General features: G+C 37.2%; 26 protein-coding genes. 11 read left to right on the top strand and 15 right to left on the bottom strand.

Annotated elements, in window-relative coordinates:
* Positions 1–31 precede the first annotated feature (31 nt).
* A complete protein-coding gene (locus tag L1275_RS11540; RefSeq protein WP_253473169.1) occupies positions 32–1,861 on the top strand; it encodes a hypothetical protein in 1,830 nt (609 codons plus the stop codon).
* A 190-nt stretch (positions 1,862–2,051) separates the two neighbouring features.
* Here the strand turns inward: L1275_RS11540 and L1275_RS11535 are convergent, their stop codons facing one another.
* On the bottom strand, positions 2,052–3,215 hold the full coding sequence (locus tag L1275_RS11535) for a GlmU family protein (protein ID WP_253473166.1): 1,164 nt from the start codon (positions 3,213–3,215) through the stop codon (positions 2,052–2,054).
* A 250-nt stretch (positions 3,216–3,465) separates the two neighbouring features.
* A complete protein-coding gene (locus tag L1275_RS11530; RefSeq protein ID WP_219294806.1) occupies positions 3,466–3,717 on the bottom strand; it encodes a type B 50S ribosomal protein L31 in 252 nt (83 codons plus the stop codon).
* A gap of 243 nt (positions 3,718–3,960) precedes the next feature.
* On the opposite strand from L1275_RS11530, the gene L1275_RS11525 reads away from it, so the two are divergent.
* The 7 genes from L1275_RS11525 (at position 3,961) to L1275_RS11495 (ending at position 11,637) form a co-directional block, all read left to right on the top strand.
* Positions 3,961–4,491 carry a DUF4199 domain-containing protein gene (locus tag L1275_RS11525; RefSeq protein WP_253473163.1) on the top strand — a complete coding sequence of 177 codons (531 nt, stop codon included), beginning with the start codon at positions 3,961–3,963 and terminating at the stop codon, positions 4,489–4,491.
* A gap of 3 nt (positions 4,492–4,494) precedes the next feature.
* On the top strand, positions 4,495–5,451 hold the full coding sequence (locus L1275_RS11520) for a glycosyltransferase family 2 protein (protein ID WP_253473160.1): 957 nt from the start codon (positions 4,495–4,497) through the stop codon (positions 5,449–5,451).
* Positions 5,452–5,469: 18 nt separating this feature from the next.
* On the top strand, positions 5,470–7,197 hold the full coding sequence (locus L1275_RS11515; RefSeq protein ID WP_253473156.1) for a phospho-sugar mutase: 1,728 nt from the start codon (positions 5,470–5,472) through the stop codon (positions 7,195–7,197).
* 28 nt (positions 7,198–7,225) lie between these two features.
* Positions 7,226–9,064 carry an ABC transporter ATP-binding protein gene (locus L1275_RS11510; RefSeq protein WP_253473153.1) on the top strand — a complete coding sequence of 613 codons (1,839 nt, stop codon included), beginning with the start codon at positions 7,226–7,228 and terminating at the stop codon, positions 9,062–9,064.
* Positions 9,065–9,068: 4 nt separating this feature from the next.
* On the top strand, positions 9,069–9,770 hold the full coding sequence (locus tag L1275_RS11505; protein ID WP_253473150.1) for a hypothetical protein: 702 nt from the start codon (positions 9,069–9,071) through the stop codon (positions 9,768–9,770).
* A 61-nt stretch (positions 9,771–9,831) separates the two neighbouring features.
* Positions 9,832–11,016 carry a nicotinate phosphoribosyltransferase gene (gene pncB / locus L1275_RS11500; RefSeq protein ID WP_253473146.1) on the top strand — a complete coding sequence of 395 codons (1,185 nt, stop codon included), beginning with the start codon at positions 9,832–9,834 and terminating at the stop codon, positions 11,014–11,016.
* A 201-nt stretch (positions 11,017–11,217) separates the two neighbouring features.
* Entirely contained in the window at positions 11,218–11,637 is a 420-nt protein-coding gene (locus L1275_RS11495; protein WP_253473143.1) for a nucleoside-diphosphate kinase, read from the top strand.
* Between the two features lie 49 nt (positions 11,638–11,686).
* Here the strand turns inward: L1275_RS11495 and L1275_RS11490 are convergent, their stop codons facing one another.
* The 11 genes from L1275_RS11490 to L1275_RS11440 all read right to left on the bottom strand — a co-directional run bounded on the left by L1275_RS11490 (position 11,687) and on the right by L1275_RS11440 (position 18,625).
* Positions 11,687–12,001 (bottom strand): DUF721 domain-containing protein, encoded by a 315-nt coding sequence (locus L1275_RS11490; protein ID WP_219294814.1) that lies wholly within the window; start codon positions 11,999–12,001, stop codon positions 11,687–11,689.
* Positions 12,001–12,423: a hypothetical protein gene (locus L1275_RS11485; RefSeq protein WP_253473140.1), complete on the bottom strand. Its 423-nt coding sequence runs from the start codon at positions 12,421–12,423 to the stop codon at positions 12,001–12,003. The genes L1275_RS11490 and L1275_RS11485 overlap by 1 nt, the downstream gene beginning before the upstream one ends.
* 98 nt (positions 12,424–12,521) lie before the next feature.
* Positions 12,522–13,475: a signal recognition particle-docking protein FtsY gene (ftsY, locus tag L1275_RS11480; protein ID WP_253473210.1), complete on the bottom strand. Its 954-nt coding sequence runs from the start codon at positions 13,473–13,475 to the stop codon at positions 12,522–12,524.
* Between the two features lie 203 nt (positions 13,476–13,678).
* Positions 13,679–13,831: a DUF4295 domain-containing protein gene (locus L1275_RS11475; protein WP_253473137.1), complete on the bottom strand. Its 153-nt coding sequence runs from the start codon at positions 13,829–13,831 to the stop codon at positions 13,679–13,681.
* Between the two features lie 9 nt (positions 13,832–13,840).
* On the bottom strand, positions 13,841–14,023 hold the full coding sequence (gene rpmG / locus L1275_RS11470) for a 50S ribosomal protein L33 (RefSeq protein WP_219294818.1): 183 nt from the start codon (positions 14,021–14,023) through the stop codon (positions 13,841–13,843).
* A 33-nt stretch (positions 14,024–14,056) separates the two neighbouring features.
* The gene (gene rpmB / locus L1275_RS11465; RefSeq protein WP_253473133.1) at positions 14,057–14,293 is read right to left on the bottom strand and encodes a 50S ribosomal protein L28; all 237 of its coding nucleotides are present in this window, start codon (positions 14,291–14,293) and stop codon (positions 14,057–14,059) included.
* A 76-nt stretch (positions 14,294–14,369) separates the two neighbouring features.
* Positions 14,370–15,617 (bottom strand): CinA family nicotinamide mononucleotide deamidase-related protein, encoded by a 1,248-nt coding sequence (locus L1275_RS11460; protein WP_253473130.1) that lies wholly within the window; start codon positions 15,615–15,617, stop codon positions 14,370–14,372.
* On the bottom strand, positions 15,617–15,976 hold the full coding sequence (locus L1275_RS11455; RefSeq protein ID WP_253473127.1) for a histidine kinase: 360 nt from the start codon (positions 15,974–15,976) through the stop codon (positions 15,617–15,619). The genes L1275_RS11460 and L1275_RS11455 overlap by 1 nt, the downstream gene beginning before the upstream one ends.
* A gap of 2 nt (positions 15,977–15,978) precedes the next feature.
* Positions 15,979–16,590, bottom strand: a complete 612-nt coding sequence (locus tag L1275_RS11450) for a fumarylacetoacetate hydrolase family protein (protein ID WP_253473124.1) — start codon at positions 16,588–16,590, stop codon at positions 15,979–15,981.
* Positions 16,591–16,669: 79 nt separating this feature from the next.
* A complete protein-coding gene (locus tag L1275_RS11445; RefSeq protein WP_253473121.1) occupies positions 16,670–17,446 on the bottom strand; it encodes a 3'-5' exonuclease in 777 nt (258 codons plus the stop codon).
* A gap of 189 nt (positions 17,447–17,635) precedes the next feature.
* Positions 17,636–18,625 (bottom strand): DUF4421 family protein, encoded by a 990-nt coding sequence (locus L1275_RS11440; protein ID WP_253473118.1) that lies wholly within the window; start codon positions 18,623–18,625, stop codon positions 17,636–17,638.
* 427 nt (positions 18,626–19,052) lie between these two features.
* Between L1275_RS11440 and L1275_RS11435 the strand changes: the two genes are divergently transcribed.
* From L1275_RS11435 to L1275_RS11425, 3 genes are all read left to right on the top strand, one after another.
* Complete coding sequence (locus L1275_RS11435) at positions 19,053–19,427, top strand: hypothetical protein (protein ID WP_253473115.1); 375 nt, start codon at positions 19,053–19,055, stop codon at positions 19,425–19,427.
* A gap of 69 nt (positions 19,428–19,496) precedes the next feature.
* Entirely contained in the window at positions 19,497–20,357 is an 861-nt protein-coding gene (locus L1275_RS11430) for a hypothetical protein (protein WP_253473112.1), read from the top strand.
* Between the two features lie 59 nt (positions 20,358–20,416).
* A complete protein-coding gene (locus L1275_RS11425) occupies positions 20,417–22,414 on the top strand; it encodes a TonB-dependent siderophore receptor (RefSeq protein WP_253473109.1) in 1,998 nt (665 codons plus the stop codon).
* A 173-nt stretch (positions 22,415–22,587) separates the two neighbouring features.
* On the opposite strand, the gene L1275_RS11420 is transcribed toward L1275_RS11425, so the two are convergent.
* Both L1275_RS11420 and L1275_RS11415 read right to left on the bottom strand, forming a co-directional pair.
* The gene (locus L1275_RS11420) at positions 22,588–23,037 is read right to left on the bottom strand and encodes a thioesterase family protein (RefSeq protein WP_253473107.1); all 450 of its coding nucleotides are present in this window, start codon (positions 23,035–23,037) and stop codon (positions 22,588–22,590) included.
* Between the two features lie 179 nt (positions 23,038–23,216).
* Positions 23,217–23,912: a pseudouridine synthase gene (locus L1275_RS11415; RefSeq protein ID WP_253473104.1), complete on the bottom strand. Its 696-nt coding sequence runs from the start codon at positions 23,910–23,912 to the stop codon at positions 23,217–23,219.
* Positions 23,913–23,924: the final 12 nt, after the last annotated feature.

Genomic DNA, 23,924 nt, shown 5'->3' with positions numbered 1-23,924 from the left:
TTTAATACCTTTCTTTTTTTAAAACCAAATAATGCCGAAAAAACTTCTCTTTATTTTCTTTTTTACCTGGCTAACCGCCAATACGGTTTTCGCACAAACACCTGTAGTCGTTAAGGATTCGACAAAGGTTTTTGAAAACATAGAAGATTACTCTAAAAAGAGAAAAGTAACCAAATTTGTGCATAAATTAATTTTTAGAAAGAACAAGAAGAATACTAAATCTAACATCCCCGAAATAGAGGTTGATCGAAACTTAGAATTAGGCCAAGGGAAGATTATACGTAATATAAATATCACGACCCTAGATCCTTTCGGGCTATCTGAATCAGATAGTTCGAGAACGCCGTCTAAAAAAATTGAAACCCTCGGAAACCGGCTGCATCTTAAAACCAAAAGCTTCACCATACGAAACTTGTTGATTTTTAAAAAAAACCAACGCTTCGATTCTCTGGTAATCAAAGAATCTGAACGTATCATTCGTACCCAACGGTACGTAAGACGGGTATTAATTCGCCCGATCCCGATTGCCAATAGCCCAGACTCTGTAGATGTATCCATTCGAGTATTGGATTCGTGGAGTATTTATCCAACCGGATCCCTGTCGAGTTCTACGGGAAGAATTCAATTGATTGATCGTAATTTTGGTGGATTTGGGCATGAATTCTCGAATCAATACAAAATGCGTTTCAACGAAAACAAGAAAGCCTATAATACACAATACCGCATTAATAACATATCCAATACCTTTATATCTACCAACCTGTACTACGACAGTGACTTGGAAGAAAATTACATCAAAAGCTGGAATATAGAACGTCCTTTCTATTCCCCCTACGCCAAATGGGCTGGCGGTGCCCAATTCTATCAACGCTTCTATAGGGATTCCCTACCTGATGCAGCAATGAAATACAGCATGCAGAATTTCAAATACAACATCAAGGATTTTTGGGCTGGATATTCCATTCCCGTATCCAGGAAATTTGGTCCTGAAAACGAAATAACCAATTTGGTTACCTCCTTCCGTTACTTTAGACAAAAATATACGGAAAGACCGACTTATGAATATGACACCTTGGCCTTCTATTCCAATCAACGACTATATCTGGCTTCAGTGGGAATCAGTTCGGTCAATTATGTACAGGATAAATTCATTTATAACTACGATATTATTGAAGACGTACAGGTTGGTAAATTATTTGCCATAACTGGAGGGTTACAAGAAATCTACGGTAAACGCAGATCGTATTTTGGTGCTAAATTTGCCTTGGGTAAGTACACGCGTTATGGTTATTTTTCGACAAATATTGAATGGGGCAGTTATTTTTTCGGCAAGAACCCAGAACAGAGTGCCTTTAAAATTGAGGTCACCTATTTCACGAAACTCATGCACTGGGGTGATTGGCGTTTTCGTCACTTTATTCGTCCACAACTCATCATGGGATACAATCGTCTCAAACACGTAGGCGACGAATTGCGAATTGACTCCACAACCGGTATAGAAGGTTTTAATGCCGAAAAATTACGAGGTACAAAAAGGGCCATGTTATCGTATCAAATCCAATCTTATGCTCCTACCAACTGGAACGGTTTTCGTTTTAACCCGTATTTCAACGTAGAGCTCGGTATGTTGGGTGATGAAAATAATCGATTTTTACAACGAGATCTCTATACCAAAATTGGTGTAGGGGTTGTGATCAATAATGACTACTTGGTATTTAGCAGTATTCAACTTTCTTTGGCCTATTATCCCTCTATGCCCGACAGAGATGGTAGTGTAATCAAAACCAACGTGCTTAGAAATCACAATTTCAGTCTACCGAATTTTAATTACGGCAAACCAACCACGGTTTCCTATCGCTAATTTTATAAGCCTAATAAAACTGTTTTTATAGGAATGACTATGTTATACTCCTTAATCCCAAGGCTAGTACGAGGTGATTTTCTCTAAGGGTTCATTTTTCTTGATGTAAAAAACACCATCAAAAAGCTGTAACTAAAAGGGCTGTCCCACGATGTGAAACAGCCCTTTTTAAATAGTATACTTATAAAATTTACAATTTCGTTTCCTCAAAAATGTGTTTGATAATCTGAATATCCTCAACGGTTAATTCAACATGACGTCTATCCATAACTACTTTCATGGTCTCCAATGTTTTTTCCAACTCGTAAACCGTACTGTTATCACAGCCACCCCAAGTGAAACTAGGAATAAATGTCTTTGGAAAACCTGCACCAAAAACACTGGCGGAAACTCCAACGACAGTCCCAGTATTAAACATGGTATTGATACCACATTTACTGTGATCACCCATCATCAATCCACAAAATTGCAGTCCGGTATCCTCGTAATCATCCTGTTCGTAATTCCACAATTTAACCGTTCCATAATTGTTTTTCAAATTGGAATTGTTGGTATCGGCACCTAAATTACACCATTCACCGATGACAGCATTGCCCAAAAATCCGTCGTGTCCCTTGTTTGAGTAACCAAATAAAACCGAATTACTGACTTCTCCTCCTACTCTACAATGTGGCCCAACAGTGGTAGCTCCATAGATCTTGGTACCCATTTTAACTTGCGCTTCCTCGCATAAAGCAAACGGCCCACGAATTATAGATCCCTCCATAATTTCAGAATCCTTACCAATATATATAGGACCTGTAGACGCATTAAGCGTTACAAACTCCAATTTAGCTCCTTCTTCAATAAAGATATCTTGATGTCCTATAGCATTTACGCTCGACGGTATCGGTTCTGAAATTCGATCTTCGGTAAGGAATTCAAAATCTTCACGTATCGCTTGGTCATTTTTCATAAAAATATCCCACTTATTTACGATTTGCATCAAATCACCGGTATAGTTTATGACTTCATATTGATCAAAAACAATTTCATCTTGAGAATCTTGTGTATAAAAAGCGACTATTTCCTCGTGATAAAAAATAGCTTGAAGCGGTTCTAAAGCTTGAACCATTTCAATCAAAATAGGGTTCGGTAAAAATGAAGCATTGATCATCACATTGTCTTCCATTTCCACCATGGGAAATTTATCGCTCAAGTATTCTTCGGTTACTGTAGTAGTAGTGTAACCCAATTGTTTTTCCCATTTCTCGCGTATGGTCAAAATTCCAACACGAATATCGGCTACAGGACGCGTAAACGTAAACGGCAACAAAGCCTCGCGAACAGATCCATCAAAAAGTATATAGTTCATCTCAATAATTCATTTATAAACTCAAAGTTAAAGCATTCCTGATTAAAAAAAGTGAGATTACTGACTTTTTCTAAACCTAACGAAGATTTTCTTTTAAAAAATGCGTTGCAATAGGGATGGCAGTGATATCCTTTTGTGGAGCGAAGCGCAACAAAAGATAAAACGGACAGCCCGGCCCGAAGGGATTGCCAAAAAAGTAAAAAAAAAGCCTCCCCGAAGGAAGGCTTTAGTATGTAAAAAATCTCTAGAATTATTTAGAGAATTTTGCGTATTTCGTTTTGAATTTATCAATACGTCCTGCAGTATCAATAAGTTTAGATTTACCTGTGTAAAAAGGGTGAGATGTTCTAGAAATCTCCATTTTGAATACTGGGTAAACTACGCCATCAACTTCAAGAGTTTCTTTTGTATCAACAGTTGATTTGGTGATAAATACGTCTTCATTTGACATATCCTTAAATGCTACTAATCTGTAATTCTCTGGGTGAATACCTTTTTTCATGATGTAAATCTTTTTATTAATTGGCCATTTTGACTTTCGAAGCTTTCCAATTTTCGTAGAAAGGTATAAAGGCTCGACAGCTTTTTTATTTGTACTTCTTTTTGTTATCAGTTTGCAAATTTACAACTAAATTTCAATTATCAAACTTTCCTATCATTTTTTTATTGTTTGTTTGTCTTTTTTTAAAATTTGTCGCGAGCAAAATTCCTATATTTGTACCTTATATATATACAAACCGATCTCATGAACGACGTTATCAAGAAAAATGGACTGCAATTTGGTGCAATTTTATCCGCCTATTATATCGTTACTACTCTTATTATGTTCTTTTTCAATCAAAACTTATTTGTCAGCATACCAATTGGGTTTGCCAGCATTTTTGTTTCCTTAGGTATAGGCGTTGTAGCCTTATTTTGGGCAAAGAAGAAACTCAACGGATACATTACATTTAAAGATGCATTTACGTCGTATTTTATAACGATCGTTATGGGACTTTTGGCACATATCGTGATTACGTATTTATTGTTTAATTTAGTTGATCCATCCGCAAAGGAGACCATTAAAGAATTGACCATCGCATTTACTCAAAAAAACATGACTAGTCTTGGTGTAGAAACGGAGACCTTAAATAAAACTATAGAGCAGATTCGAGAAGCCGATAATTTTAATTTAGGTAATTTGATTAAGTCATTTGCATGGAAAACGCTTTTGTATTCCGTTGGAGGAATGCTTATTGCTTTGGTATTTAGAAATCAAAATGAACCTACCCGTTAAACTATGGATATTTCTCTTATAATTCCTTTACTCAATGAAGCGGAGTCACTTCCAGAACTTCATACATGGATAAAAAAAGTAATGGATCAGAACGGATATTCCTATGAAATTCTATTTATAGATGACGGTAGCAAGGATAATTCATGGGACATAATCAGTGCATTAGCTGAGACCCACCAAGAGGTTAAAGGCCTCCGTTTTTTAAAGAATTACGGTAAATCACAGGCATTACATGCTGGCTTTGCTCAGGCAATCGGTGAGGTTGTTATTACGATGGATGCCGATTTACAAGATAGTCCAGAAGAGATCCCTGGTCTTTATCAAATGATTACGCAAGAGAATTACGATTTGGTATCGGGTTGGAAAAAGAAACGATATGATTCGGTATTGTCTAAAAACTTACCTTCGAAATTGTTTAATTGGTCCGCTCGGAAAACCTCAGGCGTGAAGCTCAATGATTTTAATTGTGGTTTGAAAGCTTATAAAAAAGCAGTCATTAAGGACATTGAGGTTTCGGGAGAGATGCATCGCTATATACCCGTACTAGCAAAAAATGCTGGTTATGATCGTATCGGTGAAAAAGTTGTCATTCATCAGGCGCGAAAATACGGTACTACCAAATTTGGTATGGAGCGTTTTATCAACGGCTTTTTAGATTTAATCACCATTTGGTTTATCTCTAAATTTGGTAAACGGCCGATGCATTTATTTGGTGCTTTAGGAGTTATGATGTTTTTTATAGGTTTTGCCTCTGCCTTGTATATTGGCGTAAAGAAACTGATAAAACTTTATCACAATGAGGCAGCTATCTTAGTAACCGAGGATCCTTGGTTCTATATAGCCTTAGCAACCATGATTATTGGAACTCAATTTTTCTTAGCCGGTTTCTTGGGAGAGATTATTTTGAGAACTAAAAATGAAGAAAAAAGATATAAAATTGCAGCTACAACAAAGCTGTAATAGATAAAACATAAGATTATGCAGTTAGACCAAACTTTATTAGACCAAGCTAACGCCTGGTTAACACCCGTTTTTGATGAAGACACCCAACGTCAAGTCAAAGCCATGATTACAGCATCACCAGAAGACTTGCAGGAGAGTTTTTATAAAAACCTCGAGTTTGGAACGGGTGGGATGCGCGGTATTATGGGGGTAGGAACCAATAGAATCAATCGTTATACTTTGGGTAAAAACACTCAGGGCTTATCCAACTACCTAAAAAAATCTTTTCCCAACGAAACGATTAAAGTTGCCATAGCTTTTGACTGCCGTCATAACAGCCAATCTTTGGCTAAGGTTGTCGCCGATGTTTTTAGCGCCAATGGTATTCACGTTTATCTGTTTTCAGAATTGCGCCCTACTCCGGAGCTATCCTTTGCCGTAAAATATCTGGGTTGCAAAGCAGGTATTGTTTTAACTGCTTCACATAATCCACCGGAATATAACGGTTATAAAGTTTACTGGGAAGATGGAGGTCAATTAGTACCGCCACAAGATGGTGAAATCATTGCTGAAATTGAAAGTCTTACTTATGATGCGATTCAATTTACTCCTAACGAGTCGTTGATTGAATACATCGATCGCGAAGTGGACCAAGCCTTTATCAAATCAAGTATAGAAAACGCGAGTTTCCATACACCAGAGAAAGCTAAAATAGATTTAAAGGTGGTTTTCACCTCATTGCACGGTACTTCGATTACGATTACTCCGACTGTTTTACTACAGGCAGGATATACCGATCTTCACATTGTCAAGGAACAAGCCATACCAAACGGCGACTTCCCCACCGTAAAATCACCCAATCCAGAAGAACCGGAAGCTTTAGCTATGGCCTTACAACTGGCTGATGAAATTCAGGCAGATATCGTTATAGGAACAGACCCCGATTCAGACAGACTTGGTGTTGCTGTGCGTGATACTGACGGCAAGATGGTCTTACTAAATGGTAACCAAACCATGGTGATCATGACTGCTTTTTTGTTGGAGCAGTGGAAACAAAACAATAAATTAACCGGTAATGAATTTATCGGATCAACTATAGTATCTACTCCAATGATGTTGGAGTTGGCTTCGGCCTATCAAGTCGAATGCAAAGTAGGACTAACCGGATTTAAATGGATCGCTAAAATGATTCGCGACTTCCCAGAACAGCAATTCATAGGCGGTGGAGAAGAGAGTTTTGGTTATATGGTTGGCGATGCCGTGCGCGATAAAGACGCGGTAGCCTCTACCCTATTGGTTTGTGAAATTGCAGCAATTGCGAAGGCTGCAGGAAGTTCGCTTTATCAAGAGTTACAAAACCTATATGTTGATTTTGGATATTTTAAAGAGCATTTGATTTCAATAACAAAAAAGGGAATAGACGGCGCACAAGAGATAAAACAGATGATGAGCGACTTGCGTTTAAATCCGTTAAAGGAAATCAATGGCGAGCGCGTGATCTTTATAGAGGATTACCAAAGTGGCAAAGCCACCAATTTATTCACCGGCGAAGAGGAAAATCTTGCCATTCCGAAATCGAATGTCTTGATTTATTATCTCGAGGACGGTAGTAAGATTTGTGCGAGACCGAGTGGTACTGAACCTAAAATAAAATTTTACTTTAGCGTTCACACCACAGTTCACCACACCGACGAGATCGCAGATGCAGAAGCTTTTTTAACACAGAAAATTCAAGATATTATTGCAGACATGCAATTGTCATAGATACTATAAACTCCGAGACCCCCCGAGAATGAACGAATATTTTAGAAAGATTTTTCGCTTTGCGAAACCTTATAAACAGTATGCGTATTTGAATATTTTCTTTAATATTTTATACGCCTTATTCAGTGCGCTTTCGTTTATCGCGTTAATTCCGATGATGAACGTATTGTTTGATGAAGCGCAAAAAGTAACCGAAAAACCGGTATACACTGGTCTAGCAGGTATCAAATCCTATTTTGAAGATAGTATGGGGTATTTTATTACAACCTACTCTGTCGAATATGGACCGCAGACGACCTTAATGGTCATGGTTTCGGTAATCATCTCATTATTTCTACTGAAAAATCTTTGTAATTATTGGGCGATGTATTTTATCACCTATCTGCGAAACGGTGTTTTAAAGGACATCCGAAATGCGATGTATAAAAAAACGGTAGAATTACCCCTATCCTTTTTCTCTGAAAAACGAAAAGGAGATGTGATTTCTAGAATGACTTCCGACGTATTGGAAATTCAATATTCCTTTTTATCCATACTCGAGATTATTATTCGCGAACCTCTAACGATACTCTTTACGATTATTGCCATGTTTGCCATAAGTACTAAATTAACTCTTTTCGTTTTTATATTTATTCCACTCTCGGGTATTATCATTTCGAAATTAGGTAAAACCCTAAAAAAGAGCTCGCAAAAAGCATCTGAGGAACAGGGTTATTTTTTATCCTTGATCGAAGAATCACTAGCGGGTTTAAAAGTGATCAAAGGATTTAATTCTGAAAAGCGATTTAACGATAAGTTTCAGGATTCTACCTTGAGTTTCTATCATTTAAACAATAAAATTTTAAATCGTCAAAACCTCTCTTCTCCTTTAAGTGAGTTTTTAGGTATAGTAACCATTGCCGTATTATTGGTATTTGGAGGTACGATGGTCTTGGTAGACAAATCTTTATCTGGTGCCGCTTTTATTGGATATATCGCCATGGCTTACAATATACTTACTCCTGCCAAAGCCATTTCAAAAGGCTTGTACAGCTTAAAACGAGGTGATGCAGCAGCAGAACGAATCTTAGAGATATTGGAAGAGACCAATCAGATTGAAAATAAAAAAGACGCGATCATCAAAACCACTTTTGAAAGCGATATCGATATTAAAAACATCAGTTTCCAATATGAAAAGGAGACGGTTTTAGAAGATTTCTCTTTAAAAATATCCAAAGGTCAAACCGTTGCATTAGTGGGACAGTCTGGAAGTGGTAAGAGTACCATCGCCAATCTACTTACGCGTTTTTGGGACATCAATAAGGGTAGTATTACCATTGACGGCATCGATCTTAGAGATTTGGATTTGCATTCGCTAAGAGCACTTACTGGATTGGTTACCCAAGACAGCATTTTGTTTAACGATACCATTAAAAACAACTTAAAAATTGGTAAAGAAAATGCCACAGACGAAGAGATCATTGATGCTTTAAAAATAGCTAATGCTTATGAGTTTGTTAAGGATTTACCTCTGGGTGTAGACACCAATATTGGAGATTCCGGTAACAAGTTATCGGGAGGACAAAAACAACGTTTATCCATCGCGCGTGCTGTATTAAAAAACCCTCCAATAATGATTTTGGACGAAGCTACTTCTGCTTTGGATACAGAAAGCGAAAAACTGGTTCAGGACGCGATTGAAAACATGATGAAAAACAGAACATCAATCGTTATTGCACACCGTTTATCGACGATTCAAAAAGCAGACTTAATCGTCGTGATGCAAAAAGGTCGTATCATCGAACAGGGAACACATGATGCTTTGCTCAACCTAAATGGAACCTATTCCAAATTAGTGTCTTTACAAAGTTTAGAAAAACAACATTAGATCCATGTATACACCGAACAGCAACATTATTCTACCAAACGATCCAGATACCATAATTTGGAAATATATTGATTTGTCTAAATTTCTAGACCTATTACTCGCAAAGAAAATGTTTATGTCGCGTTCGGACAAATTTGAGGACCAATATGAAGGAACCTTCAGTGAACCGACCTATGAGGAAATCAAAAAAATAGCTATTGATAAACCCGAATTCTTGGACTTTTACAAATCACATCGGAAAAATGTGGTGATCAGTAGCTGGCATATCAACGAATATGAATCCTTTGCCATGTGGCAAATCTTCACAAAAAACAATGAGGGCTTAGCGATTCAATCCACCTTAGGTCGCTTGCAAAAAGCCCTAGAATCAGAAGATCGCGTTCAGCAATTCATCGGTGAGGTCAATTATATCGATTACAAAAAGGAACACATTCCCTTTGACGATTCTTTTTTTCCGTTTTTATTTAAGCGAAAAAGTTTTCAATACGAAAAGGAGATACGCGTGATTTCCGATGTTACACCATTAAATCTTTCGGTCAATGACGGTATTAAAATACATGTAGATATTCATCAATTGATCGAAAAAATATATATCCATCCCAAATCTGAAAACTGGTACAAGAAATTGGTCTTGGAATTGATGAATCGTTTGGAATTTGGTTTTGACATCGAGAAATCCGATTTGGAAAGCGACATCTTGATTTAGCTTTTTTAAAAAAGGGCTTTTCAAAAAAAAATCGTATCTTATCATCATCAATTATTCTTCTATGAATTCATCTTCAGATAGAATCATTCACTCTATTTTAGACAATGATTTTTACAAGTTTACGATGCAACATGCAAGCATCAAGAAATTTCCGTATGCGAAGGCTTCTTATGTTTTCATCAACCGCGGTGAACATCAATTTCCGATTGGTTTTGCCGAGCGTCTAAAAAGTGCTGTTGCCGAAATGGCGCATTTAAAACTAACGCCAACCGAAAAAAACTACCTTCAAAAAACGTGTCCCTATTTGGATCCCACTTATTTGGATTTCCTTCAAGGATACCGTTATGATCCCAATGAAGTACATATTGTACAAGAGGGCACTCAATTAGAAGTGACGTTGTCCGGTTACTGGTATCGCACCATCTTATGGGAGGTTCCCTTGATGTCTATCATTTGTGAATTGTTTTATAAGATGTCGTCCGAAAAACGAGAATCCGATCAACTCATTATTGCACATGCTAAAGAGAAAATCGAAAATTACCGTAAACTCGGTATTACGATTGCGGAATTCGGAACCCGTAGAAGACATTCCTACGAAGTGCACGATTTGGTTGTGGCAACTTTAAAGAAATATGGTGAAGGCACTTTTATAGGAACTAGTAACGTGCATCTAGCGATGAAATACAACACCAAGCCCATAGGCACCCATGCTCATGAGTGGTTTATGTTTCACGCAGCCAAATACGGTTTTAAAATGGCCAATTCAATGGGGCTGGAACATTGGGTAGACACCTATCGCGGTGATTTGGGCATTGCCTTAACCGACACCTATACCAGCGCTGTTTTCTTTGAGCAGTTTGACAAAAAATTTGCAAAGTTGTTTGATGGAGTTCGTCACGATAGTGGAGATCCACTGGAATTTGCAGACTTGACTATAAAACACTATCAGAGTTTAGGAATTAATCCGCTGTCAAAATTCATTATTTTTTCCGACGGTTTGAACCCTGAAAAAGTAGAGCGAATTGCCCAATACTGCAAAGGTAAAATCGGTATTTCTTTTGGAATTGGCACTGATTTCACCAATGATGTCGGTCTACCGGCCATGAATATTGTTATCAAAATGAAACAAGCATTTCCCGAGGGAGCGCATTGGATCGATGTTGTCAAACTATCGGATGAACGCAAAAAATATACGGGAAATCCAGAAATGATTGACTTGGCTAAACGACTACTCGATATTAAATAGAAGATCACTTGCAAAAATTTAGCCCGTTAAAAGCTGATAATTTGTAGATGTCTAACATATTTTGTAAATTGTAGTATATGACATACTAACCGCGATTTTACAACCTATTAAAAGCTATTTATTTTTTTATTGCTTTTTTGTGCTTACTGTAAAAGTAATCGGTTAAAATACTATTTTTGTACCCAATTAAATTTAAAAAAAATGGCAACTAACAGAACATTTACAATGATTAAGCCTGATGCAGTAGCTGCAGGACATATCGGAGGAATCTTAAACATGATCACAGAAGGTGGTTTTAAAATTGTAGCATTAAAATTGACACAACTTACTGTTGCTGATGCTCAAAAATTTTATGAAGTTCACAGCGAAAGACCTTTCTATGGTGAATTAGTAGAATTCATGTCAAGAGGCCCTATAGTTGCGGCAATTTTAGAAAAAGACAACGCAGTTGAAGACTTTAGAACATTAATCGGAGCTACTAATCCTGCTGATGCAGCTGAGGGAACTATCCGTAAAAAATATGCTAAATCAATTGGTGAGAATGCTGTTCACGGTTCTGACAGTGACGAAAATGCTGCTATCGAAGGAGCGTTTCACTTTGCAGGAAGAGAGCAATTCTAATCCAACACTAAGCAAAAAAAAAAACTTCTGATTTCTCAGAAGTTTTTTTTTATCTCAATATCAAATCTTTTACGACTTCTTTTTTCAATTCCTCATTGATCATTCTAATGATCTTTTCCTTTCCATAGGATAATTCCTCTCGAACTACTGGAGACGTCAACGCCACATACAAAGTTTCGCGTTTTAGAAAAACATCAGTCGTATAACTGGCAATACCCGGTCCCAAAAGATTCACCCAAGCGGCTCTTACGTCGATATTGTCAATTCCAGCCTCGAGGTTATTACCTCTAATAATCACCTTTAAAACGTCTTGAATCGAATTCTCTTCTCTTAATCTTTTATCTGCATTAAATCGCTTTGCCATTATTTTTTTGAAAAGGGTATTGGACGTTTATAATAATATTTAATATCGTGCTCATTCTGAACTACTAATTCGTCTTTTGAGATCGTAATCAACTGCTCTTGCCAATCGGCAAAATCAGTATGATACTTCATAATAGTCTTTCCATCTATTTCCACTATTTCAATACTTTCCTGAACTTCATTAGTCAAATACTCTCCATTAACTTGTGGCATTGCCTTTTGACGAAATCCCTTATTATTTTCGATCTCAAAATAATCTACGATCGTATTGATTTTGTATTCTTTAATCTCTCCATCGGGCATTTCTGCCTTTTCGATTTCCCAATATCCATTTAATTGTTTAATGTCAGATTCTGAAATTGTCTTATTACAGCTGATCATTAAAAATAGAGCAGGAAGTACGGTTAGGAATATTTTTCTCATGTATAGGTATAATTTCTTTTTGAGCACTTATGCTAGACCGCAGTCTAGATGCACTCCTTGATTTTAAACGGTAACTATAAAATTTTACGCGGGTCTTTCTATTTAAAAAACGAATCGACAAATTCGTATTTATTAAATACTTGCAGGTCTTCGATTCCCTCACCGACACCAATATATTTTACTGGAATCTGAAACTGATCGGATATACCAATAACAACACCACCTTTTGCGGTACCATCCAATTTGGTCACCGCCAAACTAGTCACCTCAGTAGCTGCAGTAAACTGCTTAGCCTGCTCGAAAGCATTCTGACCGGTAGAACCATCCAAAACCAATAAGACTTCATGTGGTGCATCTGCAACCACCTTTTGCATTACTCGTTTTACCTTGGACAATTCGTTCATTAAGTTAACTTTATTGTGTAAACGTCCAGCCGTATCGATGATCACTACGTCTGCATTTTGAGTAACTGCCGATTGTAAGGTATCAAAAGCAACCGATGCCGGATCACTTCCCATTTGTTGTTTAACAATAGGCACTCCTACTCGATCAGCCCAAATTTGCAACTGATCAATAGCCGCAGCTCTAAAAGTATCTGCTGCACCCAAGACCACTTTATATCCAGCCTTATTGAGTTGGTAAGCCAATTTTCCGATAGTCGTGGTTTTTCCAACACCGTTGACACCGACAACCATGATGACATACGGTTTTTTATCTGTTGGTATAACAAATTCCGTAGCTTCACCCGATTTAGTCTCCGACAACAAAGAAGCAATCTCTTCTCTTAAGATCAGATTCAATGCGTCTGTACCGACATATTTATCTTTAGATACACGCCCTTCGATTCTTTCAATAATCTTAAGTGTCGTATTTACGCCAACGTCAGAAGAAACCAAAATCTCTTCCAAATTATCTAAAACTTCATCATCTACTTTTGATTTACCAGCAATCGCCTTAGTCAATTTAGAAAAGAAAGTCGATTTAGAAGTTTCCAGTCCCTTGTCTAATGTTTCTTTTTTCTCTGAAGAAAACAACCTTTTAAAAAAACTCATAGTGGTATTAGATGTTTGAAATACAAAGATAAAGAATTTAAGTATATCCTTTTTAAAAGAGTGAATTTGTTTGTCAGCAAATCCAATTATTCGCGGATAAGCGGATACGCTGATACGCGGATGCGTGTGAATAGGCTTAATAATAAACACAAAAAAGCCGCTTAAAAAAGCAGCTTTCTGTATAGGTCGATTCTATCGATTAATTATTTCTTTTTCAAGAAATCATCTACAAATTCCGGAGCCATAACGCTTTCTGTGAAAGTATAAGCACCTGTTTTTGGAGATTTAACCATTTTGATAGCTTTAGTTAACCTTTTTGAAGAGGTTCTTAAAGTTGCTACGGTTTTCTTTGCCATGACTACTAATTATTTAATTTCTTTGTGAATAGTTACTTTCTTCAAGATAGGATTAAATTTCTTAATCTCTAATCTGTCTGGAGTATTTTTTTTGTTTTTTGTCGTGATGTATCTAGAAGTTCCTGGAAGACCAGTTCCTTTATGCTCAGTACATTCTAAAATTACTTGAATTCTGTTACCTTTCTTTGCCATTGTGATCTATTTTTTTTAGGTAGTCTAAATTAATTATTTCATTAATCCTTTTGCTCTTGCATCTTTCAATACAGCAGTGATACCATTTTTATTAATTGTTTTTAACGCAGATGTAGAGATTTTTAATGTAACCCATCTGTCTTCTTCAGCAATATAGAAACGTTTCTTAACTAAGTTAACAGAAAACTTTCTCTTAGTTTTGTTCATCGCGTGGGAAACATTGTTTCCTACCATTGCTCTCTTTCCAGTAATTTCACAAACTCTTGACATTATTTATATCTTTTATTTCATTATTCAAAATCAGGGTGCAAAGTAACAAAAAAGAAACGTATTAAACAAAATGTTTTTACACATTTTTTAATATTTCCTTATAAATCAGCTCCAAGCCTTTTAAAACGGTTGCTTCAACGACCTTTTCTCGTGGTTGCCCAAAGAAAAACTCGGTTGCAAAAGTCTTTTCCGGCGTGGAAATCCCTATAAAAACTGTACCGATTTCGGCATTAGAATCCCCTTTGCTGGGACCCGCATTTCCTGTAGTTGCAATCGCATAATCCGATTTGAATTTTTGGCGGGCCTTTTGAGCCATCTCTACTGCTACTTGTTCACTAACAACGGAATTTTTAGCAATTGTTTCAGCAGAAACACCAAGAAAATCAATTTTCGACTCGGTAGCATACGTAACTATACCCCCTTTAAAAAATGCAGATGAGCCGGGAATCGATGAAAACAATTGTGCCAATCTTCCGCCCGTACAACTTTCTGCAAAAGAAATGGTTTTTTTTGACTTATCAAATAATTTTGCCACAGTAATTTCTAAAGATTCATCTTCGAAACTACTAATGTAAGTAATAACGGCATCTGGGAGTAGATTTATTTGTTGTTGCAAAACGCTTTCCAACGCTTCTAAATCACTTCCAGAAGTCGATAAACGCAATCGAACACGTCCTGGACTTGGTAAATAAGCCAGTGAAACACCTTTTGGCAAGCTGGATTCCCAGTTTTCCAAGTATTCCGCCAACAAACTTTCACCAATTCCGATGGTAATTATATTTCTATGTACGATGTGATATCCCGAAAATTGTTTTTTTATCCACGGGATCAATTCTTCTACAACGATGGTTTTCATTTCAAAAGGCACTCCAGGTAAAGACACAAAATAGGTTTGCCCTTTTTTCATCAACATTCCCGGTGCCGTACCCACCCTATTCAACAATACATGAGCCTGTGAAGGCACCCAAGCCTGTTGTTTATTCACCTCAGAAATCGGTCTTTTATAATAGCGTTCCATCAAGGCGGTAACATGAGTTAAAACACTTTGATTTTCGATCAAATGGTCTCCAAAAAAATCACAAAAAACCTTCTTGGTTACATCGTCTTTTGTCGGCCCTAATCCACCAGTTATCACCACCAAATCAACGCGATCAAGCTGTCGCAATAAAGCCGTATCAATGGCCGCCTTCTCATCAGAAACCGTCAGTATTTCAACCATTTGAAACCCCAAACCATCTAACTCTTTAGCGATAAAAGCCGAATTCGTATCGACGATTTGACCGATCAAAATCTCATCGCCTATGGTGATAATAGTTGCTTTCATTAGCGCAGTTTTTTCTCTATAGAAAAATCCTTTTTCAGTTCTTTAGTTGCGTTTTTAACATGCAATTTAAATACCTTATAAATCTCCTTGACTTCCTTCTTTTTACCACAACTGTCAGCCCACAGTAAAATACTGCTTCCCTCATCAAAAGCTTCATCAATTCCTAAAAACTCCAAACTAGGTTGTATTTTTAACACCAACTTCCGAACCTCATCATGTTTTTTTTCCTCGATTCCCAGCTTCATTTTTTTAAGCATTTTCGATGCCTCCTTACAGAAAACAATCAAATACTCCTGGACTAAATTGGCATCATTATGATATTTTTCATATAAAGATCCCAGATTGTAATATAGCGCCATAATTATTTTACTTGAATGGTAAATACTTTTTCCGCTCCTACATATCCCTCCAACAAGTCCTCTGGATGCACCTTACCCACTCCTACTGGAGTACCAGTAAAAATCAAATCCCCCGTTTTCAGTGTAAAAAAACGAGAGGCATATGCGATGATTTGATCAATTTTCCAAATCATCTGGCTGGTGTTTCCCGTTTGAACTCGTTGCTGATTGATATCCATGGCAAAATCGATCTGATCCACCGATTCCCATGTCTCTTTAGGCAAAAACGCTCCTACTACTGCAGAATTATCAAATGCCTTAGCCTTCTCCCATGGCAGTCCCTTAGCTTTTAATTCTGTTTGAATATCTCGAGCGGTAAAATCGATTCCCAAGGTGATCCATTCATAATATTTTGATGCAAACTTAGGTTCGATGTATTTACCCACTTTACTAATCTTAACCACGATCTCTGCCTCGTAATGTATGTCATTCGAAAAATCAGGAATCGCAAAAACTTGCTCTTTGGGCAACAAGGCCGTATCCGGTTTTAAAAACAAGATCGGCTCCTGTGGAGTTTCATTATTTAATTCTGAAATATGGTCGTGATAATTTCTACCAATACAAATTATTTTCATTTTTTGGAGCTTTTTCCCGCTATCCACTTTATCTTTTGCTTCGCTATCGTTCCGCAAAAGGATATCGTTCCTATCGGGGCTATTGAAATTTATTGTTCAATTTACGCAATTTGATGGCCGTCAACACTTTTTTGGTATATAAAGGAAAATCGGCATTTTGAATCCAGCCAAAATAACCGGGCTCTCGTTCCAATATATCATCTACCAAGGCTCCCTTGTGCTTACCAAAGGAAAACACTTCTTGACCCTCTGCATTTAAAGCTATAAATCCAGCAAAATCCACGGATTTTTTTCTAGTTGTATATTCTGAAAGCGATTTCATATCGTTTTCCAAATCGTCATAACGATCCAGCTGTGCTTTCAAAATCTCGTAAGTCGCATTGGTATCCGCTTCGGCAGAGTGTGCATTCTCTAGCGTTTGATCGCAATAAAATCGATATGCAGCACTTAACGTACGCTCTTCTTTTTTGTGGAAAATAGTCTGAATATCGACAGAAAAACGGTTTTTCATATCAAAATCAACCTCTGCACGCAACAATTCTTCCGCCAACAAAGGAATGTCAAAACGGTCCGAATTAAAACCGGCTAGATCCGAATCTTTGATCATATTGTATACCTGTGCCGCCAACTGTTTAAAAGTAGGCTCATTAGCCACTTTTTCATCAGTAATACCATGTATGGCTGAAGTTTCTGCGGGAATCGGTCGCTCTGGATTAACCAACCACGTTCTGCTTTCTTTATTTCCATTAGGAAACACTTTGAGTATTGAAATCTCAACTATTCTGTCTTTCGCTACATCCACTCCTGTCGTTTCTAAATCGAAAAAACAAATCGGTCTGTGTAATTTAAGTTCCATTGTAAATATTTGTGTTCTTACAAATATATAGATTTTGATCTGAATGACGTTTGTTCGGGCACTATTTATGTTTTTAAGATTTTAAAACACCGGGCTAAAGCCCCCTTGTTTTAGCCGTGTAAGTATTCGCAGAATAGACATTTTAAAAATCGCTTCACCTGCCTCTTTACAAAGACCCTCAGTCATAAACTAATTCTTAAAAGACGGAAATCTCAAATCTCTTTTTAGAAACGAGATCTCTTTTTTTAAATCAAAACGCTTTACAAAAGTCACCTTGTATTGACTCGGGTCTAAACTGCGCTGATAATCGTCGCCGTATTTCACGTAAACCTTATTGTTTAGTGCCGAAATATTCACGGTCCAATCCGGTCCATTGTATCCGGCGGACACCCGACCAAACAACAACGGATTCACACTGAATTTACGTTGATCCTTTTCCTTTTCAATTCCGACATTAACGCCCATAGAAAAAGACCCTGCTAGGTAAAAATTGGGCGCAAAAACCCACGAATAGGCATAACCACCGTTAGGTCCTAATTGCATATTCCACTTGTCATCTCCATAAAACGCATCATCAACGGCCGGCTGTCCTTTAATACTCGTATAAAACACATTCCCCCCTAGTAACCAACTTCCTGCCGAACGCAGCTGTCGCTTATTTTGATCAAAGGCCGCTCCAAAAGAAAATTTATTACCCGAAAATACGTATTGTGAAAATGCACCAAACAAAGAGATTCGCAAATCTGGATACAAATGCACCACATCTTTGTCTTCCCTATAAAAACCCTTGTTGTTCAATACATACAAATCCAAGATCCACTGCTCTCCATAGTGGTGGTATTGAAAGTCCAAGGTTTTTGTCTTTCCCTTATCCTTTTCCCGCATTGAAGAAAAACCATATCCGAAATTCAACGAGGAGTTTTTCCAAGAGAAACCCAATCCTAAAAGCACCGGATTGTTGGGCTCAAAAGTAATTCCCTTTCTATTCTCAGTATCGATATTTAAAGAAAAAGTATTTTTTGCAACAAAGGCACGTGCCGAATACTGAAAGTGAAACGGCTTAATATAAGTCGAATCCACCTGAGAATACATGTCTACACTACCACAGCAAAAAGCTAATACTACCATAGAGCACCAACCTCTTAATTCAACAATTACCTTTTTAATTTTTGTTGTCAAACGAATTTTATTTAAAACAGCCCGCTAAAGCCCCATATTATTTCAATCGCAAAGTAACAAAACCTGTTGCTTACATAACGGTATTCTACCGTAAATCGTATAAAAATGTTCTATAACCATGCTTTTAGTTCACAGTTACTGACTTGTAATTATCAAAAAAATTATACTTTTAAACCTCAAAGTTATTTTTATTAACTTTTATAACAATTAAAATATATTTTTTAATAATTTTTATATAAATGTCGTAATTTTATAAATATCACCTAGGCACTAACTTTTTTTTTAACTATATTTGAGTATAACTAGATGCATACTAAAACAACTGATACCCTAAGAATATCCGTTTATGACTCGCGTTTGTTAACGCAGCAGCAGTTTTATACTATTTAAACACTAATCCGTATAATACGATCAGAAATACTGTGTAATGAAATCATTTTTAGTCTTACTCTTATTGGTATTTGTTTTTAAACCCGTACTCCCTGTAGTGGGGTTTGCTCTCCATTATGACTATATCAAAAATGAGCTTTGTGTAAACCGGGATCGCCCAGAAATGCATTGCAACGGCAGCTGTTTCTTAAAGAAAGAATTGGCTAAAACTGCCGAAGAAAACAACGCTATATCCACGCTTACTAAAAGCATATCCTTCCCCTTTCAGTGGTTGCATTTACCTTTAAATATAGAGGTTATTTTCCCCCTGACTTCAATCCCTATAATCAGCACCAAAACAAGTAGTTACCACCAAATACTATATCAATTCGATCTGATATCCCTTTTATTTCGCCCACCAGTTTTTATCTAATTTATTATCGCAATCCTGAATTCTTCTCCATTGAGAAGTGCTTTGTTATATTTAATTAAGATCTAAATTATGAAAAAAATAAAATCAATATCCCTATTACTATGCAGCATTTTAATACTAGCTTCCTGCAGTTCAGATGATTCCAATCCAGTAAACCCAGAAGTTGACCCTATAGAAGGTTGGCATAAAATACAAGACTTGTCTACCAATCAGTACAGCGTTGAATTATACAGTCAAAACCAAAAACAGCTCCAAGTTGGTTCTAACCAAATAGTTGCACGGATCAAAGCTATCTCCACTACTGACAACAGTGAAATTACTTTTACAAATTGGAAAACTACTATGCATATGGGAACCATGCAACATGGCGCACCTGTATTAAACTTAAGACCCTTCCACAATAAGCCCAATCTTTTTGAAGGTAATCTCATGTTCCAAATGGCCAGCGACGGAAATGAAAATTACTGGGAACTGGAAGTTCAGTTTGAACACCGCGGACAAAAGGTTGTTGTTTCTAAAAAAGTGGATGTTTTCCCTTCGAAACATCAAACAATCCAATCGTTTAAAGGATCGGACAACAAAAATTATGTGATCGCCTTAATCGCTCCAAATTCACCAAAAATTGGGATTAATGATATGACTACGGCGCTGTTTAAAATGGAATCTATGGACAATTTCACCATTGTTAATCAATATAAAGTTCAAATTGATCCTAGAATGCCTAGCATGCAAAATCACAGTTCTCCCAACAACGTCCATTTAACCCAATCGATAGGTGACCTGCTATATCATGGGAAATTATCTCTTACTATGACTGGATATTGGAAGATCAATTTGCAATTACTAGATAATTCAGGCACTCTTATCAAAGGAGAAACCATAGACGACACTACGTTATCTAGTAGTTTGTTTTTTGAATTGGAATTTTAACCCATTAAAAAGAGTTCTTTGCTAATTCATAAAGCAAAGAGCTCTAACACCACTCAAAAATGAAGCATTTAAAACATTTATCATACCTAAGTGTATCGCTGTTCTTTTGCCTCAATAGTTTTGGGCAAAAGACCATCACAGATACCCTTCAACCCGAATCCCTATCTGAAATTGTCATCCTGCAATCGACAAAACCCGTCGCCTTTAAACCACTGGCAACTTTAGATAGTTACTTAGAACAATTTCAAAATGTTTCTTTAGTAAAACGAGGAGCCTATGCCTGGGAACCCTTAATCAACAGTATGCCAACGGAGCGTACCTCATTAACCATTGACGGTATGCATATTTTCAATGCCTGCACCGACAAAATGGATCCCATAACTTCCTATGTCGAAATCAATAATTTGTCGATGGTTCGATTGACATCGGGCCAGCAAGGTAGTCAACACGGTCCAACAATTGGTGGAGGTATGGATTTAGTCAGTAAAAAAGGGAGTTTTTCTGAAGAAGCTCAAAACAACGCAGATATCCAGTCGGGTTATGACAGCAATAACAGACAATTTATCCTAGGTGGCGCCTTTCATCACAGCGCTCCACGTTGGTATTTTGACGGCTCTGCTTTATATAGAAATGCCGATAATTACAGAGCTGGCGGTAATGAAGAAGTTTTGTATTCCTCTTATAAAAAGCTCAATTTAGCTTCCAATCTCGGATATGCTTTGAATCCTCACCAGCGCATCGAGGCAGCCGTTATTTATGACAAAGCTACCGATGTGGGATATCCTGCATTACCGATGGATGTATCCTTGGCGGAAGCCTTGATAACCTCAATAAAATTAGAGAGTCACTTTGAGGATGGATTTATAAATCACTGGGAAACCAAACTATATTACAATACCATCACCCATAGAATGGATGATACCAAACGCCCAGCTGTACCCATACATATGGATATGCCGGGATGGAGCACCACCTATGGATTGTATTCCAAATTAAACGGTAGCTTGGACAAACACCAATGGACCGCCCAATTAAATGCCTATCAAAACACTTCATTGGCCGAAATGACTATGTATCCAAACAATCCCGATGAACTTTCGATGTTTATGTATACCTGGCCCGATGTACATACTTTTTATACCGGCCTTTTCATCAAAGATCTCTATCAAATTGACGCGCGTCAGAGTCTAAATATTTCTGGTAGCCTCGGCAACCAAACCAGTGAAATCAAAAATAATACAGCCTTGGAAAGCATGCAGATTTTTTATCCAAACATGGAGTCTCGTAAGAATCGATTCTTAGGAAATATAGCTATCAATTATGAGAACGAATGGAAAAAATGGAAATTCGGTGGAGGTTTGGCCTACGGTTTACGGGCCCCTTCTGTTTCCGAAGCCTATGGCTTTTATCTATTCAACAGTTCAGATCGCTATGATTACATCGGTAATCCAGATCTAAAAAATGAGAAATCACTTGAAGCCAATGCATATATCAGCTACGAAAACAACGGTTGGAAATCAAAATTAAATGGGTCTTTCTTCCACTTAAGCGATTATATTATCGGTAAACCAGTTGATGATTTTATCGCCATGACCATAGGCGCTGATGGCGTTAAAAGATATATAGCCCTAGATCACGCACAAATTTTTACCGCTCAATGGATGTTGTCTTATCAATTTACGGATCACTGGAACTGGACCGGAAACATCAATTACCACTACGGTCAGGATTCAGACAAAAACAATTTGCCTTTAATCAGTCCCCTAAGCTATTCCAGCAGTTTACAGTATAAAAAGGAACGCTTTAATACGGCGCTAGCACTTCAAGGCAATGCTCTAAAAAGTAATTTCGCCCCCACTTATGGAGAAGAGCGCACTGCCGCCTATGCCATAGTTAATATCAATGCTGGATATCTTTGGCAATTTGGCAAGCAAAGCCTCAACCTTAAAACGGGAATTGAAAACATATTAGATACCAACTATACAACCTTTGCCGATTGGAACCACATACCGAGACTCGGACGTAATATTTTTATCAACCTCAGTTTAGCCTTGTAATTCATCTGACAAATAAATCAAAAAATGACATACAGAAAAGGCGGTTATTTTCCATAGAAAATAACCGCCTTTTCCCTTTTTATAGGATCTCTACAATAAACCAGTATATATTCCACCTTCAGACTAATAATTCAAATCTCAACGAACTTCACTGCGGTATTTCCAATAACACCTTACGAACCAAGTCCGGTTTCCAATCGAAAAATATCATCCCGCAACCAATTGGGTACCGAAATAGACTGATGCGATTCGATATCAATAATTACCTGTGTACTACTACCAGTGGCATGAACGATGGTTTCTCCATCCCTTCCCTTACTCACCACTATATATGCAATATCAAAACTCTTGTTTCCCAAGCGCGATATCCGCAATCCTATCTGAGGGTTTTTAGCGTCTAGCCGCAGTTCTTTCTGAAAATCACATTCAATATGAGCGATTACAAACATATTTTTCATCCAATCCCAACTCGGACTGACGGCATTCATATAGTATCCCCTTCCAATTTGGAAGTATTCCATGTAAAACACATTATTTACATGCCCCAAGGCATCCATATCGTTCCAACGAATTTCTAAAGGTTGGAAAAAATTAAAATTGGTCAATTGATTTTCTGTACTCATAACATCTGTTTTAATTGCGTTTTTATCACTACTACAATTTACAGATTTTTTTTGAATATAAGAATCAAGGAGAGAGGGAAGAAAACACATGTCGATAATCATGGCATCCCTACGGGATTTGTTGAAAACATGATGCGTTATTATCATGCATATATAATCATGGCATCCCTACGGGATTTTTAAAGATAACTTTCTATATCAAAATTTAAAATCGCATTATAGGCTTTAAATTCATCATCGACTTTCGCTTTTAGGTGAATTCTTTCTGACGAAACGGGATGGGTAAATTCCAATTCTACCGCGTGTAGCATCATCCCCATAAGACCATAAGTCTCGAGCCATAATTTGTTTTGTTTGTTACAACCGTGTGGACGGCTTCCCAATATCGGATGAAATATATGACTAAAATGTTTGCGCAACTGGTGAGTTCGGCCAGTTTCAGGCGTGGCTTCCACCAAAGAATAACGCGATGTATTGTGTTTGGCAAATGGCAAATCAATTTCCGATTGCTGTAAACACCTAAACGATGTCAACGCATCTTGTTGGTTTCCCCTGTCATTAGTTAAGGCATAATCGATAGTCATCTCCGCTGGTGCATACCCCCTTAAAATAGCCAGATATTTTTTTACGACTTTGCGTTGTGCAAAATCGTCGTTCATCTTTATCAAGGTATCCTTATCCAAAGCGAACAGCAAAACACCGGTGGTTTTTCGATCCAATCGATGTATCGGATACACGTGTTTGTCGATTTGATTTCTCAACTCTTGAATCGCGTATTCTTTGATATCACGGGCTATAAATGATTTGTGAACTAGTAGATTTCTCGGTTTATTGATCGCTACTAAATAATCATCTTGATATAATATTTCTAACATAATAAATGCAAT

Source organism: Flavobacterium sp. HSC-61S13 (genome assembly GCF_024171535.1).
Lineage (GTDB): Bacteria > Bacteroidota > Bacteroidia > Flavobacteriales > Flavobacteriaceae > Flavobacterium.
This window is presented reverse-complemented; position numbering and strand designations above follow the sequence as displayed.